At 60.5% G+C, this 13,925-nt stretch carries 14 protein-coding genes and 2 pseudogenes; 8 read left to right on the forward strand and 8 right to left on the reverse strand.

All coding sequences use genetic code 11. From position 1 onward, the window contains the following. The first annotated feature begins 71 nt into the window (after positions 1-71). The 5 genes from DN412_RS26545 (at position 72) to DN412_RS26570 (ending at position 5,943) form a co-directional block, all read left to right on the forward strand. The gene (locus DN412_RS26545) at positions 72-1,523 is read left to right on the forward strand and encodes a M20 family metallopeptidase (RefSeq protein ID WP_115214313.1); all 1,452 of its coding nucleotides are present in this window, start codon (positions 72-74) and stop codon (positions 1,521-1,523) included. 6 nt (positions 1,524-1,529) lie between these two features. Further along, entirely contained in the window at positions 1,530-2,807 is a 1,278-nt protein-coding gene (locus tag DN412_RS26550) for an MFS transporter (protein WP_115214314.1), read from the forward strand. An 811-nt stretch (positions 2,808-3,618) separates the two neighbouring features. Further along, positions 3,619-4,602: a Bug family tripartite tricarboxylate transporter substrate binding protein gene (locus tag DN412_RS26560; protein WP_115214316.1), complete on the forward strand. Its 984-nt coding sequence runs from the start codon at positions 3,619-3,621 to the stop codon at positions 4,600-4,602. After that, positions 4,595-5,461, forward strand: coding sequence for a PhzF family phenazine biosynthesis protein (locus tag DN412_RS26565; protein ID WP_115214317.1), 867 nt, complete (start codon positions 4,595-4,597; stop codon positions 5,459-5,461). The genes DN412_RS26560 and DN412_RS26565 overlap by 8 nt, the downstream gene beginning before the upstream one ends. Beyond that, the gene (locus DN412_RS26570) at positions 5,446-5,943 is read left to right on the forward strand and encodes a RidA family protein (protein WP_244222789.1); all 498 of its coding nucleotides are present in this window, start codon (positions 5,446-5,448) and stop codon (positions 5,941-5,943) included. Before DN412_RS26565 ends, DN412_RS26570 begins: the two co-directional genes overlap by 16 nt. Positions 5,944-5,960: 17 nt before the next feature. Here DN412_RS26570 and DN412_RS26575 read toward each other — a convergent pair whose 3' ends face one another. Continuing rightward, positions 5,961-6,731, reverse strand: coding sequence for an AraC family transcriptional regulator (locus tag DN412_RS26575; protein ID WP_115214319.1), 771 nt, complete (start codon positions 6,729-6,731; stop codon positions 5,961-5,963). Positions 6,732-7,033: 302 nt separating this feature from the next. Here DN412_RS26575 and DN412_RS45950 point away from each other — a divergent pair. After that, positions 7,034-7,228 (forward strand): annotated as a pseudogene (locus tag DN412_RS45950) (IS110 family RNA-guided transposase); the annotation flags it as partial. A gap of 188 nt (positions 7,229-7,416) precedes the next feature. Here DN412_RS45950 and DN412_RS26585 read toward each other — a convergent pair. The 4 genes from DN412_RS26585 to DN412_RS26600 form a co-directional block, all read right to left on the reverse strand. After that, positions 7,417-8,193, reverse strand: a complete 777-nt coding sequence (locus DN412_RS26585; RefSeq protein ID WP_115214320.1) for an alpha/beta fold hydrolase — start codon at positions 8,191-8,193, stop codon at positions 7,417-7,419. A gap of 199 nt (positions 8,194-8,392) precedes the next feature. Beyond that, entirely contained in the window at positions 8,393-9,034 is a 642-nt protein-coding gene (locus tag DN412_RS26590; protein WP_115214321.1) for a DJ-1/PfpI family protein, read from the reverse strand. A gap of 66 nt (positions 9,035-9,100) precedes the next feature. Further along, on the reverse strand, positions 9,101-9,799 hold the full coding sequence (locus DN412_RS26595; protein ID WP_167471133.1) for a helix-turn-helix domain-containing protein: 699 nt from the start codon (positions 9,797-9,799) through the stop codon (positions 9,101-9,103). A gap of 125 nt (positions 9,800-9,924) precedes the next feature. After that, positions 9,925-11,259, reverse strand: coding sequence for an MFS transporter (locus DN412_RS26600; RefSeq protein ID WP_115214322.1), 1,335 nt, complete (start codon positions 11,257-11,259; stop codon positions 9,925-9,927). 253 nt (positions 11,260-11,512) lie between these two features. Here DN412_RS26600 and DN412_RS26605 point away from each other — a divergent pair, with 253 nt between their 5' ends. Together DN412_RS26605 and DN412_RS26610 are read left to right on the forward strand one after the other, a co-directional pair. After that, on the forward strand, positions 11,513-11,929 hold the full coding sequence (locus DN412_RS26605; RefSeq protein ID WP_115214323.1) for a cupin domain-containing protein: 417 nt from the start codon (positions 11,513-11,515) through the stop codon (positions 11,927-11,929). Between the two features lie 60 nt (positions 11,930-11,989). Continuing rightward, a complete protein-coding gene (locus tag DN412_RS26610; RefSeq protein ID WP_115214324.1) occupies positions 11,990-12,313 on the forward strand; it encodes a DUF3470 domain-containing protein in 324 nt (107 codons plus the stop codon). A gap of 19 nt (positions 12,314-12,332) precedes the next feature. On the opposite strand, the pseudogene DN412_RS26615 reads toward DN412_RS26610, so the two are convergent. From DN412_RS26615 to DN412_RS26625, 3 genes and pseudogenes are all read right to left on the reverse strand, one after another. Beyond that, positions 12,333-12,644 (reverse strand): annotated as a pseudogene (locus DN412_RS26615) (cytochrome c biogenesis CcdA family protein); the annotation flags it as partial. 152 nt (positions 12,645-12,796) lie between these two features. Next, on the reverse strand, positions 12,797-13,561 hold the full coding sequence (locus tag DN412_RS26620; protein ID WP_039014769.1) for an alpha/beta hydrolase: 765 nt from the start codon (positions 13,559-13,561) through the stop codon (positions 12,797-12,799). A 29-nt stretch (positions 13,562-13,590) separates the two neighbouring features. Next, positions 13,591-13,896 carry a putative quinol monooxygenase gene (locus tag DN412_RS26625; RefSeq protein ID WP_115214325.1) on the reverse strand — a complete coding sequence of 102 codons (306 nt, stop codon included), beginning with the start codon at positions 13,894-13,896 and terminating at the stop codon, positions 13,591-13,593. Positions 13,897-13,925 lie beyond the last annotated feature (29 nt).

A 13,925-nucleotide genomic window follows, 5' to 3' on the forward strand; every position in this document is an offset into this window, starting at 1 on the left:
TTTGAAATTGTAGAGAAATCTTGACTTCCCTAGACTTTGCATCAGATCGGAAATGGCAACCAGGAGGAGATGTGAACGACAGCCCGAACACCCGCGCCGCGGCGATTGCCAACGCGTTCGAAACGTTCGATTCCGGCGACCTGCTCGCCAACCTCGAGCGCCGTGTCGCGTTTCGTACCGAAAGCCAGAATCGGTCGCAGGCGGCAATGCTCCACGCGTACTTGTCGGACGAGATCGGTCCCGTGCTGGCGAAGCTTGGCTTTACGAGCCGACTGGTCGCCAATCCGGTGGTCGAAAGCGCGCCGTTCCTGATCGCCGAGCGCCATGAAGGCGACGACTTGCCCACCGTCCTGACCTATGGCCACGGCGACGTCGTGCGCGGCTATGACGACCAGTGGCATGACGGCTTGAAACCGTGGGAAATCGTCGTCGACGGCGACCGTTGGTACGGCCGCGGCACCGCCGATAACAAGGGGCAGCACTCGGTGAACTTCGCGGCCCTTGCAGCGGTTCTGAAAGCTCGCGGCGGCAAGCTTGGCTACAACGTCAAGGTCATCTTCGAAACCGGCGAAGAAATAGGCTCGCCGGGTTTGAACGAAGTGTGCGCCGCGCAGCGGGACGCGCTGGCCGCCGACTTGTTTCTCGCATCCGACGGTCCACGCGTGAGCGCGGAACGCCCGACGCTGTTTCTCGGTTCACGCGGTGGCGTACCCTTCGAGCTTTTGGTGGATCTGCGTGAAGGCGGCCATCACTCAGGCAATTGGGGCGGCGTATTGCGCAACCCCGCGGTCGTGCTATCTCATGCCATTGCAAGCCTGGTGGACCGCGACGGCCGCATCGCGGTCGATGGGCTCCGGCCGCCGCCGATCCCGGCCGCCGTGCGCCGCGCGCTCGCCGACATCGAACTGGGCCGCGACGAGACTTCTCCCGAGATCGACCCAACTTGGGGCGAACCCGGACTGAGTCCCACTGAACGCGTCATCGGATGGAATGCGCTCGAGGTGCTCGCAATCAAGTCCGGTAACGCGGACGCCCCCGTCAACGCCATTCCACCTTTCGCAAAGGCCGTTTGCCAATTGCGCTTCGTCGTCGGTACGGACTGGGAGCGTATCGGCGAACATCTCGAAAATCATTTCGCGCGCCTGGCATTCACGCAGGTGCAGGTCAAAGTCTCATCGGGCACCGCGGCAACCCGGCTCGACCTCGACGACCCGTGGGTCCATTGGGCGCTCGACTCGATGCGCGCGACGACCGACAAAAAACCGGCGCTACTGCCAAATCTCGGGGGCACCGTACCGAACGATGTTTTTGCCAAGACCCTTGGCCTGCCGACGCTCTGGGTTCCCCACTCGTACCCCGCCTGCAACCAGCATGCGCCGAACGAGCATCTGCTCGGCTCCGTGGCCCGCGAAGCGCTCGGGCTGATGGCCGGCCTGTGGTGGGACCTGGGCGACGCCGGCCGCGCCATCGTTGCAACACACTCAAACGGCGCCCGGAACATCGCGCCGCAATCCATCCTGTAGGCTGAAATCATGCAGAAAAAGCCCCTCAGCCTGACGCAGATCGTCGTCGCCACTTCGGCCGGCAATGCGCTTGAATGGTTTGATATCGCCATCTACGCCTTCTTCGCCGTCTACATCGCAAAGAACTTCTTCCCGACCGTCAATGAGACAGCTTCCATGCTGCTCACTTTCGGCTCATTCGGCGCATCCTACCTGGTGCGCCCGCTCGGCGGCATGGTGCTCGGCGCTTACGCGGACAAGCACGGACGCAAGGCTGCCCTGTTGCTGACGGTCGGGCTCATGATGATCGGCACCGCCATCATCGCGCTCATCCCGACCTACGAGACCATCGGTATTGCAGCGCCCATCGGCGTCTTTGTCGCGCGTTTGATTCAAGGCTTCTCGGCGGGCGGTGAATTCGGCGCCTCCACAGCCATGCTCATCGAGCACGCGCCCCATCGCAAAGGGCTTCTCGCCAGCTGGCAGTTCGCCACGCAGGGCCTGGCAACGTTGATGGCGGCCACCTTCGGTTTTGTGCTCGCGAAACTCATGACGCCGGCCGCGCTCGAGGCGTGGGGCTGGCGTGTGCCGTTCTTCTTTGGGCTGCTGATTGGCCCGGTCGGCTTGTATCTTCGCCGGTTCCTGGAAGACGCTCCCGACTTCACCGAGGCCAGGCACACCACGACGCCGATTCGCGACGTCTTCGCGACGCAAAAGCTCATGCTGCTGGTGTCCATCGGCGCGCTGACTGTCTCGACGGCGGTCAACTATCTCGTGCAATACGTGCCGACCTTTGCGATTCGCCAGTTGCATCTGGATGCTTCCACAGGGTTTGCCGCAACCATTCTGGGGGGCGTGATCCTGACCGTCGTCACGCCGTTCGCCGGATACCTGTCGGACCGCGTCGGCCGGCTAAAGCAGATGTCGCTGGCAGCGCTGCTTTTTCTGGTCACTGGCTACCCGGCGTTCTCGTATGTCGTCGCGCACGTCTCGGTGACGGCGTTGTTCGTGCTGGTGGGTTGGCTCGCACTTTTGAAGGCGATTTACTTCGGCGCCTTGCCCGCCCTGATGTCGGAAGTTTTTCCGACCTCGACGCGTGCCACGGGCATGTCGATCGGCTACAACATTGGCGTGACCATATTCGGCGGGTTCACGCCGGCTATCATCACTTGGCTACTGAGCGTGACCGGTGACAAGAGCGCGCCAAGCTACTATCTGATGCTGACCGCCGTGATCAGTCTTGCCGCCTTGGCTGCGGTTGGTAAGATCCAGCCCGCTCCTCGGAAAGCGGGGCTCGCGATCTGAGCAAGGAATGAAATGGGATCTTCACGGATCAGCGTGAAGAACCCTTTTTCTCAGTAATGAAACCGACATCGCTTCGTCAGATGCCCTGGGGAGCGCCGAGGTGTCCGCCGACAGCTTCAGTCAATGAGCGGGAATCCGGCCTTCTATGAGGGCAAGGATGTCAACCCCCTTCAGTATTCCCCAGTCCACGCCTGGCCCGGTTCTTCGCCGCGAAGCGTCCGGTTCCCGCGTGTTGTTCGTACTGACATGCCAGGGTCTCAGACCGCGCCGGGTCCCCACGGCGCTTGCGATAGCGCGCCGTGCGATGTGGCCTTCCGCATACAGTAGTACGTCGGCACCCGGGAATTTAAATAACATTTCGTGGCTCAATGGCTGGCCTGTCAGCACCCCTGAAAATCAACGCTTCGCGACACGCCTCGCGGCGGGCCACGCATGACTCGGGGACATTGCGAATCGCTAATTCTTACAACGTCGGGGACTTGCACCCCTTGAACAAGGTTTCCCGGCGCACACTGTATGGATATACAGTAAGCGAGCATGTTCCCCCCGACGCCTCGAAGGACCGTTTCGGGTCGTGTAGGAAACCGGAATTAGCTGGACTACGTACCGGTTCGCTGGACTGGGATTTCAGAATTGGCTGGACTGGCGTGCAGCGCCAGGGCGGAGCGGCGTTGGGCCGCTGCCGGCTAGCGCCGGTCGTCATTCCAAGCCCCCGGCGCATGCGCATTTCGGATGGCTGAAAGTCGCATTCCGGTTCGTAGCCCGCCCAACACCTTCGTAGACTCCATGCATTCCAACAAGCGGAGTGCACATGTCCATCCTGTCCATTTCAACGAGCAAGGCCCGCTGCGCCGTGCTGGCGGCCGCGGCCGCAGCAAGTTGCGTCGCCGCGTATGCGGAAACCTGGCCATCAAAGCCGATCACCGTGGTCGTGCCATTTCCGGCTGGCGGCGGTACCGATCTGGTGGTTCGCTCCATCCAGCCGCTGTTGCAGCGTGAGCTCGGCCGCCCCGTCGTGATCGACAATCGCAGCGGCGCAGGCGGCACGCTTGGGTCTGCCTATGTCGCGCGGGCTGCGGCCGATGGATATACGGCCGGCGTCGTCACGACGAGCACGCACGCGGTAAGCGTCGCCCTATATCCAAAGCTGACGTACAACCCGGCGAAGGACTTCGCCTATGCCGGATTCATTGGCACGTCGCCTTATGTGCTGGCCGTCAACAACACCTTGCAGGTGGCGGATGCCAAGGCGCTTGTCAGCAGACTGAAGGGCGACAAGGCGCAGCACAGCTTCGGTTCAGTTGGTGTCGGCACCGTGTCGCACCTGATGGGCGAGCAGTTTCAGAAGCTCGTCGCCGTGCCGATGGTTCACGTCCCGTATCGCGGTGCGGCGCCGGCGTACACTGATCTAATTGGTGGACAGGTGCAAATCATGTTCGACAATCCGGTGGGACTGGCGCCATACATCAAGGCACACAAGATTGCCGCCATTGCCCTGACCGCTCCGACACCACTGCTGCCCGATGTACCGACGTTCGCCAGCCAGGGCGTGCCAGGCTTCGAGCAGCAACTGTGGTATGGCATCGCCTTTCCCAAGGGAACGCCCGCTGCGATCGTCGATCGCTTCAATGCAGCACTGAACAAGGTGCTTTCTGACAACGCGGTCGTGGCCGATCTATCGAGCAAAGGTGTGACGGCGCGCCCCGGTACACCCGCCGCACTGCAGGCCGCGGTTCAAGCAGACATCCCGTACTGGGGCAAGATTGCCAGTTCCGTGGGAGCTACAGGTGAGTAATGTCAGTCTGATCCGGGTTTTTGTACGCGATGGGCGAGGCGGCAATCCGGTGCCGCTGGTCTCCGATGCCCGTGGCATGAGCGCGCCGGAAATGCGAAGGGTTGCTGCTGCATATGGGCACGAGTCCGCATTTGTATTGCCGAGTGATATCGGTTGCGACTGGCGTTTCCGATTCTTCGTTCCACAGCACGAGATGGAGATGTGCGGTCACGCCACCGTGGGCACGCTGTGGGCGTTGCGCCAATGGGGCCGCTGGACGACCCCGGCGGTGCGCATCGAGACGCTGAGCGGCATCGTGCTGGCGTATTGGGACGATGCGCTGCAATCCGTTTGGATCTCGCAGCCGGCGGTGCGTACCCAGACGCTGGACGCCGGGGCATCGGGCCGAGTGGCGGCGCAACTTGGTTTTCCAGCCGGTACGTATGTGGCCACCAATGCCGCGACGAGTCGCATCAAGACGCTCATCGCCTTGCCTTCCGTGGCGGTGCTCGACAGCTTGCAACCGGACTTCTCGACCATGGAGTCGCTTTGCGCATCGATCGGCTCGACCGGGCTTTATCCCTATGCATTTGGCGTATCGAAAGCGGACGGCCGACCCGTGATCCATGCGCGGCAATTTCCAAAGTCGTCCGGCTATCCCGAGGATGCCGCCACCGGCATAGCGGCGGCTGCCTTATGGGGCTTTCTGAACCAGACGGGTGAACTGGCTGGCCCTGATGGAAAGGTGTCTTCCATCGCGGTCTGGCAAGGCGATGCCATGGGCAGCCCCTCGGAAATTCTCGTGGCGCCGCGCCATACGGATTCGGGCGAGCCTGACGGATGCTGGCTCAGCGGCAGCGTGACTTGGAGCGATGCGTGACGGACAGCTCCCCCGAGGCGCGGCTTGCCGCAGCCGGATTCACGTTGCCCGAAGTGTCAAGTCCACGTGGCAGCTATGCGCCGTATTGCGCGATCCAGGTCGGCACATCGCAATGGGTGTCGATTGCCGGTCAGGTATGCCGGCGGGACGGCGTGGCCATGGCGGGCCAATGCCGGAGCGACGATGATCTAGAACTCGCCCGCCATGCCGCTGAAGTATCGGTGCTGAATGCACTGGCCATACTGCGGCTGGCTTGCGATGGCGAGTTGTCGCGCGTGATCCAGATCGTTCGCCTGCGTGGCTTCATCCGCGCGGCACCGGACTTTACACGACATGCGGCAGTGCTCGATGCGGCCTCGGCGGTTATGCGCGCAGCATTCCCCGGTCAGCCGCTGCCGGCACGCAGCGCGCTTGGCGTGGCCAGCTTACCGGACCGGGCTTGGACGGAGATTGAGGTCGACGCCATTGTGATGACGGCCTGAAGGCGTCGGCCGCCCGGCTACGACGGCGCCGGCACCTCGCGCAGCAACCGGTGCAGATGCCCGCCGGAGGCAAAGCCGAGACCCATGCTGACGCAGGCGGCGGACCGGCCTCCTGCAATCAGCTTGCGTGCGTGCTCGGCCAGAATACGACGCCGTACGGTCACGGGCGTCGCGCCGAACTCGATCTGACAGGCGCGCTGCAAATGTCGGATCGAGATGCCCAGTTCGCCGGCCACGGTATCGATCGATGGCAAGGGCATGTCGCGTTCGAGCGCCGCATGGAAGCGCTGGACCATGCGCAGTGCGACGGACGCCGGCTCTTCGGGCATCGCCAGCGGCCGGCTCGTCATGATCTGCGCCACGATGGCGCGCACGAGCCAGGACGCGCTGGTGAATGAGATCGTAGGCGCGAGCAGCGCCTCAAGCATCGCGATCGTCGCGGCGTCCAGGTGGATGGCGCCGAACCGTAGGCACACGGGCAGGCGATCGGGCGGCAGATAGAGTTCCCCGTGCTGCTGAAGGCCGTGCTCGGATGCCGTCAGGTGCGACGTCGACGCATGCAGCAATACAGCGGTACCGCGCACCAGCGAAGCCGCATGCAGTGCGTCTGGCTCGCCGGACGAATCGTTCCAAACCGTCCTGAGCCTGCCCATGCGCGGCCACAACAGCATGCCGCAGTCGTGGACGTGCCATGCTCGGCGAAAAGCGGGCTGTCGGCTTTCATGTAGGGCGAATCCATGCTCGGCGGTCAGGTGAAGCTTGGGAGACAGGTGAGGATCGTTGGTCATCGCAGGCGTTCCGGCAGTCACAGGCGGAATGCCACCGATAATACGCCGTTCCGTGAACTGGGGGCAGCGGAGCGCTAAATCGGCTGAGCCGCGCATGCCCAGTTATGGCAACAGTCTCGTTTCCAGTTCCGACGTAGTGCGTGACTCGGCCATCGACCATGTGCCGACCGTCGCTTTGCCCCTCTCGGTCACTCGAGCGCGCTGTACCGTGAGGACGGCTTCCAAAGTACAACGGCCATTCGTCCAGTTTCGGTGTTGCCGTCTCGATGCATCGGGTACCCAGCGACTCGGTGCCGGAGCAACTCGCTTGGGCCTTCATCGAGGCAGCCGGCATCGCTCTGCGTAGCTGCCCGCCGGCCAGACGCGTCTATGAACGCAAGAAAGCTCGGCGCATGCCTGTCGTCGCGATGAAGGCGCTCGCGCACAAGCTTGTGCGTGCAGCCTATTACATGCTTCGCGACGGGAAGCCCTTCGAGGCAACGAAATGCTTCGGTTAGCTGACGACTCAATACTTGAGAGTTCCCCCTGAAACACGTATTAGTGTGCTGGAAGCAGATGGTTCTCATACCGAAGGCAGCGGGGCAATGTTTGACAATTGCTGTCGGAACCAAACCTATCCGCGCGCGAACTCACGCCTTGGTATTCAAGGTGCAACGAAAGGACGCACCTTGAATACCAAATGTCATCACTTGCCACTCGATTGGACGGCGTCGAGAATGACTTTGGCAACATCATTCGGACGCGACTGCTGAGGGACGTGGCTCGTCGGCAAGGTTGTGACCTTGGCACCAATCGTCTTCGCCATGGCAAGCTCCAGCTCCGGCTGGATCATGCGATCTTTCTGGCTGACGATGTACCAGGATGGCTTGGTCATCCAGGCTGCTGTGCTGACTTTCTCGCCAAATGCCTTCGACTGAATCGGGCCCTGTGTGGCTGCCATGATGCGGGCTTGGGCTGTTGGCACGTCCTGGGCGAAATCTTCCGCGAGCGCGTTAGCCGGGAGTGTCAGATAACCCTCGGAGTCTGCGACAAGCTTCGTGATGCCGGGCGCTGGCGGGTAACCTTTACCAGCTTCCTCGGTCGACTGGCCGGCGCTGGGGGCGAACGCGGCGACGTACACCAACGATGCCACCTTATCGCTATTGCCGGCCTCGGTAATTACAGTGCCGCCCCACGAGTGTCCAACGAGCACAACTTTGCCTGGCTGGTTATTGATGGCGCGTCGCGTTGCGGCGACGTCCTCGCCAAGCGAGTTCAGTCCGTTCTGGACCGCCTGCACTTTGATACCTTTGGCCTGCAACAGGGGAATAACCTTCGCCCAGTCGGAGCCATCCGCGAATGCCCCATGCACGATAACGACGGAAGGCTTGGTTTCGACGTTGGTGGCGGACATGGCAACCCCGCTTGCCGCCACGCTCAAGACGCCCAGTGCAAGGGCGATTGCGTTAAGATTCAGCATCATTTTTCTCCAATTGGTTTCACGGCAACTGTGCGTGACAGCGTGAGTTTGCGAATTTCTGCTGCAGGTGGGCATCGGGCGAATAGCCGACCCCGAAAGCGGTGAGCGGGGGCCAGTTGCGAGCAGGCGCCGTTCTCGACACTATCTGTTTCCGTATGCAAGATTCCATCAATGTCCCAGTCAACGACGGCGTCCTGGCGTGTTAAACAGGGGTCATGGCCTCTGTTTTAAGTATCGATAGTCGATGGCGATTCGCTGCGAGCGCTGCACTGTATTCCATGATCCGTGCTGTCTCGTTGCAAACATGCGCCCCCAGGAATCGCTCCAGCAAGTAGAGAGTCGTATCGATGCCAAGTGTTACGCCACCGCCCGTCACGATATCGCCTTCATCCACGACGAGCGCCTCGACAGCGTCTGTCGTCGAGCAAAGACGTCCCATCGTAGTGATGGGACGCTCCTCCGGGCTCGCTACAGGCGCCTTGGTTGTCGCGCGTTTGCCATCGAGTAGCCCCGATGCTCCGAGAATCATCGCCCCAGTGCAGACGCTCGAGATGACCTCGCCCCGAGCATGGCGATGGTTGAGGAACGCGTGCATTTTCGTGTTCTCGAGTTCATTGCGCCAACCTGGTCCGCCCGTTACGACAATGACGTCAGCCACAGGGGCGTCAGCAAATGAGAAATCGGTCTGGACACGCAGTCCGTTTTGCAGCTCCACCTGGCCGCCATTCTCAGACACGGTGAAGTAGGACAGCTTGTCTGTCACACGCTTGGCCATCGAAAGGGTGCCGACAACGGCTAGATCGATGGGCTCAACATGGGGATATAAGACGACGGCAACGCGCATAGGTGTCTCCTGTTGGTAGGTTTCCTAATTTTAGGAGAAGTTTCCCAACAGTCAACATAAGTTGACTTACTCAGCTTTCGGTTCTGAGGGTTCCGTAACCACGACGATGGCCTGTGCGTCGCCTTCGAGGGCGCGGCCCCGATGAGGTGTGCCAGATTCGAAATACAGGCTGTCGCCGGCTTCCAGAACGTAGCGCTGGAGTTTGCCGTTTAGCTTGAACTCGAATTCCACCTTGCCAGAAAGCAAGAAGACGAACTCTTCTCCAGTGTGCTCGAAGAAAAAGTCCAGATCGGTTGCTGAGGGGAATGTGAACATGAACGGATCCATCAGCTTGTGCTGCCTCTTATGGGCGAGGCTCACGTAGTCATATCCATAGGCGCTTCCGCCACGAACAACGGGCTTCCGTTCCCAGTGATGGACTACCGAAACAGGGCGATCGACCTCTTCGATGGCCGTGGTCTCTGCCTGAGCAGGATCCGTGAAGAAATAGCTAAGCTCCATGCCCATGGCCCGCGCGATACGGGCGAGCGAGCCGATGGGAGGGGCCTTCTTGCCATTCTCAATCTTGGAAAGGTATCCCTTGGTGAAGCCGGATTTCTCGGCTAGTGCATCCAGGGTAAGGCCGTGCTCTATCCGTGCCATGCGCAATCGCTGGCACACGATTTCTTCGTCATCCAGTCCTGCGCTGGTGTTCTGCGGCGCCTGCGCGGAGACTCGGGGAACTGGGGCAGGGGGCGTGTTTCTCTGGAAGGCTTTTGCCGACATGGCTCGCAAATCCGGTCGTCCGTTCAAGGGGGGATTCAGGAAACGTATAGTTTCCTACGGAAGATTGTATGCGGATTTGCGAGCCGGCCCAAAATGGCGGCCCCTTATCTGGGGAGACCTCTTGCTCAGGAGTCGTAAAGATTGTCACGATGGGTTTCGGGGCTAGCCGCCGTGGCTATCAGCGTCACGATTCCAAGTACAGCAATCATGATGGCTACGCCGACAAAATGTCCCTGCCTGGCAAGCAGAGCCGTGGCCAACATGGGGGCTAGCCCGCCGCCGATGCCAGCGGCGACCTGGCATCCAAGTGACGAGCCGCTGTAGCGAATTTTGGTGCCAAAGAGCTCGGGCAGCAGTGCAGCCTGTGGTCCATACATCGATCCGTGGCCCAGGTTCATGCAGAGTGCCACAGCTAGGGCGATCATGACGGGATTGCCAGTCTGGATGCCTAGAAAGAGCGGATACGCTGCAGCGATGGTAAAGAGCGAGCCCAAGAAATAGAGCGGGCGGCGTCCCCACCGGTCAGATAGCCAGCCAAACAGTGGAATCGTGAAGAGCTCCAGACCCGCACCCAGCAATACGCCATCCAGGATGACCGCCTTGGGAAGGTGCAGAACCGTCGTGCCGTAGACCACTACGAACACGGTCAGAATGTAGACCCAGGCAACCTCACAGACCTTCAGTCCAATGCTGATGAGCAGGTTGCGCCGATGCTTGGTAAGAACCTCGAAGAGCGGAATCTTTGGATTTTCCTGCCCATCGCCGGATGCCGCAGCAAACACGGGCGATTCAGTTACCTTGAGTCGGATGTAGAAACCCAGCACCACGAGTACAGCACTGAGCAGGAATGGAATGCGCCATCCCCATGCCAGGAAATCTGCATCAGGCATGCGCGATAGATAGGCAAAGATTCCAGTAGACGCGAGCATCCCCAGCGGGAAACCCATCTGCACCAGGCTTCCGTAGAAGCCACGCTTGTCGCGCGGCGAGTGCTCGATGACCATCAGTGCGGCTCCGCCCCATTCACCGCCGATTCCGATGCCTTGGACAATGCGCAGCAGAATCAGCAGCGCGGGCGCCCAGATGCCCATTTGTGCGTACGTAGGCAGCAATCCAATGGAAAACGTGCCGCCACCCATGAGAAACATGGTGGTCATCAGCATTGTCTTCCGTCCAATCTTGTCGCCGAAATGACCGAAGATCACACCGCCCAGGGGCCGGGCGATGAACCCCACGGCAAACGATCCAAGTGCTGCAAGGGTGCCCATCAAAGGGTCTAGCGCGGGAAAGAAGAGCTTGTTGAATACGAGCGCCGCTGCCGTACCGTAAAGCAAAAAATCGTACCACTCGACCATGGTGCCGATGACACTTGCCGTCACCACCTTCCCCATGCTGTTGGTGCTGCTTGTCGGGTGGGCGGTGGGGGCTAGTCCGGCCGCATCGGAATTGTAGATGTCCATTCCTTGTCTCCTGTTCGTCGTAGCCTGAGGCCACTGGGTTTCCTTTGCCTGCGCGTTGATGTTAGACAAAAAGGAAACATATTCAACCAAACAAGGGTAAACGAGGGAAACATAAGGGTATAAAACGGTACATTCATGACAAATCGTGGTTCTGTGGTTGACCATTGGGAAACCTCGGGCTACATTGATCCACAGCGGCATCGCAGACTTCGTGTGCGCGCTCTTCCCATCTTCCATACCAAGGAGACAAGTCATGACAACTCAGACCGAGAACAAGCACTTTGCCGATCGCCTCAAAGGCAAACTGGAACCGACCGCCGGCGGATCCGTCTATATCGATCCGAACACGCTCGAATGGGAACCGTCCCAGTTCGAGAAGATCTCCATGAAGGTCTTGTATCGCAATGACGAAGCGGGCGAGATGACGGTGCTGCTGAAGTGGGAACCGGGTGCGGTCCTGCCTTTCCATAAGCATCCGGAGATCGAGCAGAGCTATGTCCTGGAAGGGTCCTTTTACGACCACGACGGCATCTGCCGCGCCGGCCAATTCGTTTGGCGGCAACCCGGTTCGCTGCATGAGACGCGATCGGATGAAGGCTGCCTCTTGCTTGCTGTCTATCGCAAGCCCAATGTGTTCTTCGGTACGGCGGGCTTCCGCAAAACGTCCTGAAGTCGGTTGAGGACAGGGCGATCCAGGTGGATAGCCCTCATAGCTTCATCGGAGGAAACCATGACGTATGTCGTCACCGAGCCCTGTATCAATTGCCGCCACGGAGACTGCATCGAAGTTTGTCCGGTTCAGGCTTTCCACCAGGGACCAAATTTCATGGTCATCGATGCCGAGGTGTGTATTAACTGCTCAATCTGCGAGGTCGTATGTCCGGTGTCTGCCATCAAGAGCCACTTTGATTTGGCACCTCACGAGGTAGAGTTTGTCGAAATCAATCGACGCATGGCAGAGCAATGGCCTGTAGTCACGATTGCATCGCAGCCCCTTCCCGACGCCGAGGTCTGGGCATCCAGGAGCGATAAGAGAAGCCTCTTGAAGCTATGAGATTCATGGCCGCGCGCCAACTGCCGAGGGCCACGAGCGGCCGGCTGATCCATTCGGCAACCTGGTTGGAAAGCAAGGTAAGGCCAAGCACGGCGAGCACGGCCAGGGCGACGATGCGGCCGTACTGGTTGGCGCGGACGGCCCAGCCGCCGCCAATGGCGGCCAGCGTGGCGACCACAGCGAAGGTGAGTGCCATGCCCATCAGCATGGGCAGTCCATTGCGCGCGAACGGGCGGTCTGCCCGCGCGAATACGAAAGGCAGCACCGGCAGGATGCACGGACTAAGGATGGTCAATACACCCCCGAGGTAGGCAAGGATCAGTAAAAGCATGAAGGCAACCTCCGCGGCAGGTTCGTGGTGCTGATCGCACGGCCCCGCGCTTGGGTTATGTCCCAGCGTGCGCGAGGCCATGGGGGCATGCCGACTGGCCAAGGTGTCAGCCTTCGGGCCAGAGCGGGCACCCTCACTGGGTTGATCAGCGGTCAATTCGCCTGATTCGCAGCCGTTTCGATCACTCGAGCAACCGTGGCTGGCTGAGAGATGAAGACAGCGTGGCTTGCGTTGACTTCGGTAACCTTGGCACCCGACCGTTGATACATCCAGCGCTGAAGCTGAGGGCTCACTACGTGGTCCTGGGTGGTCAGAATGGCGTAGCTAGGCTTGTTCCGCCATGCCGCGACGGACACAGGTGCCCCCAGGGCTTTCTCAGCGAGTTGCTGCTGCGAGTCCGCCAGGAATTGCGCGTCCGCCGGTGAGACATCCGATGCATAGGTCTCGCGGAATTTCGCTGGGGGGAGGAAGAAGAACTTGTCTGGAGTCGCTCGCATGGCATCGTTGGGCGGAGCGAACTTTGACAGCAGTTGACCGCTGGCTTCCCCTGCATCGGGTTGGAGTGCGGCGACATAGACGAGCATTTTGACCTTGGGGTCGACGCCTGCGCCCGTGATCACGGAGCCGCCATAGCTATGGCCGACCAGCACGACAGGCCCCTTCTGCTGATCAATAGCGCGCTTGGTGGCGTCGATGTCCTCGGTGAGGCCAGTGAGCGGCTCTTGCACCATGGTCACGTGGTAACCATCCTTGGACAGGATGTCGTAAACGGCCCGCCAGCCCGAGCCATCCACCAGTGCGCCGTGGACGATAACGATATCTTTCTCTTTCGCAGCCGGCTTTGACTCGGCGTGAGCCATCGCACCGCCCATGGCGATCATGATGGCAATCGCAAACTTCTTTTGCAGCGTAAACATTTGAATCTCCAGGTTCTATGGACAGGACGTCAGGCCAGCTTGTTCTTCATGGCTAGAACGTCGAACTGCTCGACCGAAGGCGGGCATGCCAGCATCTCGTCGACCCGCGCCATCAGGGTCTGGGCCATGTTGCCGACGAGGTGTGCCTGGCGATCCTCTTCACTCGCAAAGGCGTCGAACACGCCGAACGTGGCCGGCGATAGCCTGAGGGCGAACCAGATCGGCGTGGTCGTCTCCCGATTTGTCATTTCCAGGCCGGCGGCAAGAAAGTCCGCTACCGCCTGCTCTTTTCCCGGCTTGGCCTCAAGCCGGACAAATAGTGCTTTCCTGATCATCTTCGTTTCTCCAGTGTCCGCGTGCGGGA

This window comes from Cupriavidus lacunae (assembly GCF_003353055.1).
In the GTDB taxonomy this organism is placed as follows: domain Bacteria; phylum Pseudomonadota; class Gammaproteobacteria; order Burkholderiales; family Burkholderiaceae; genus Cupriavidus; species Cupriavidus lacunae.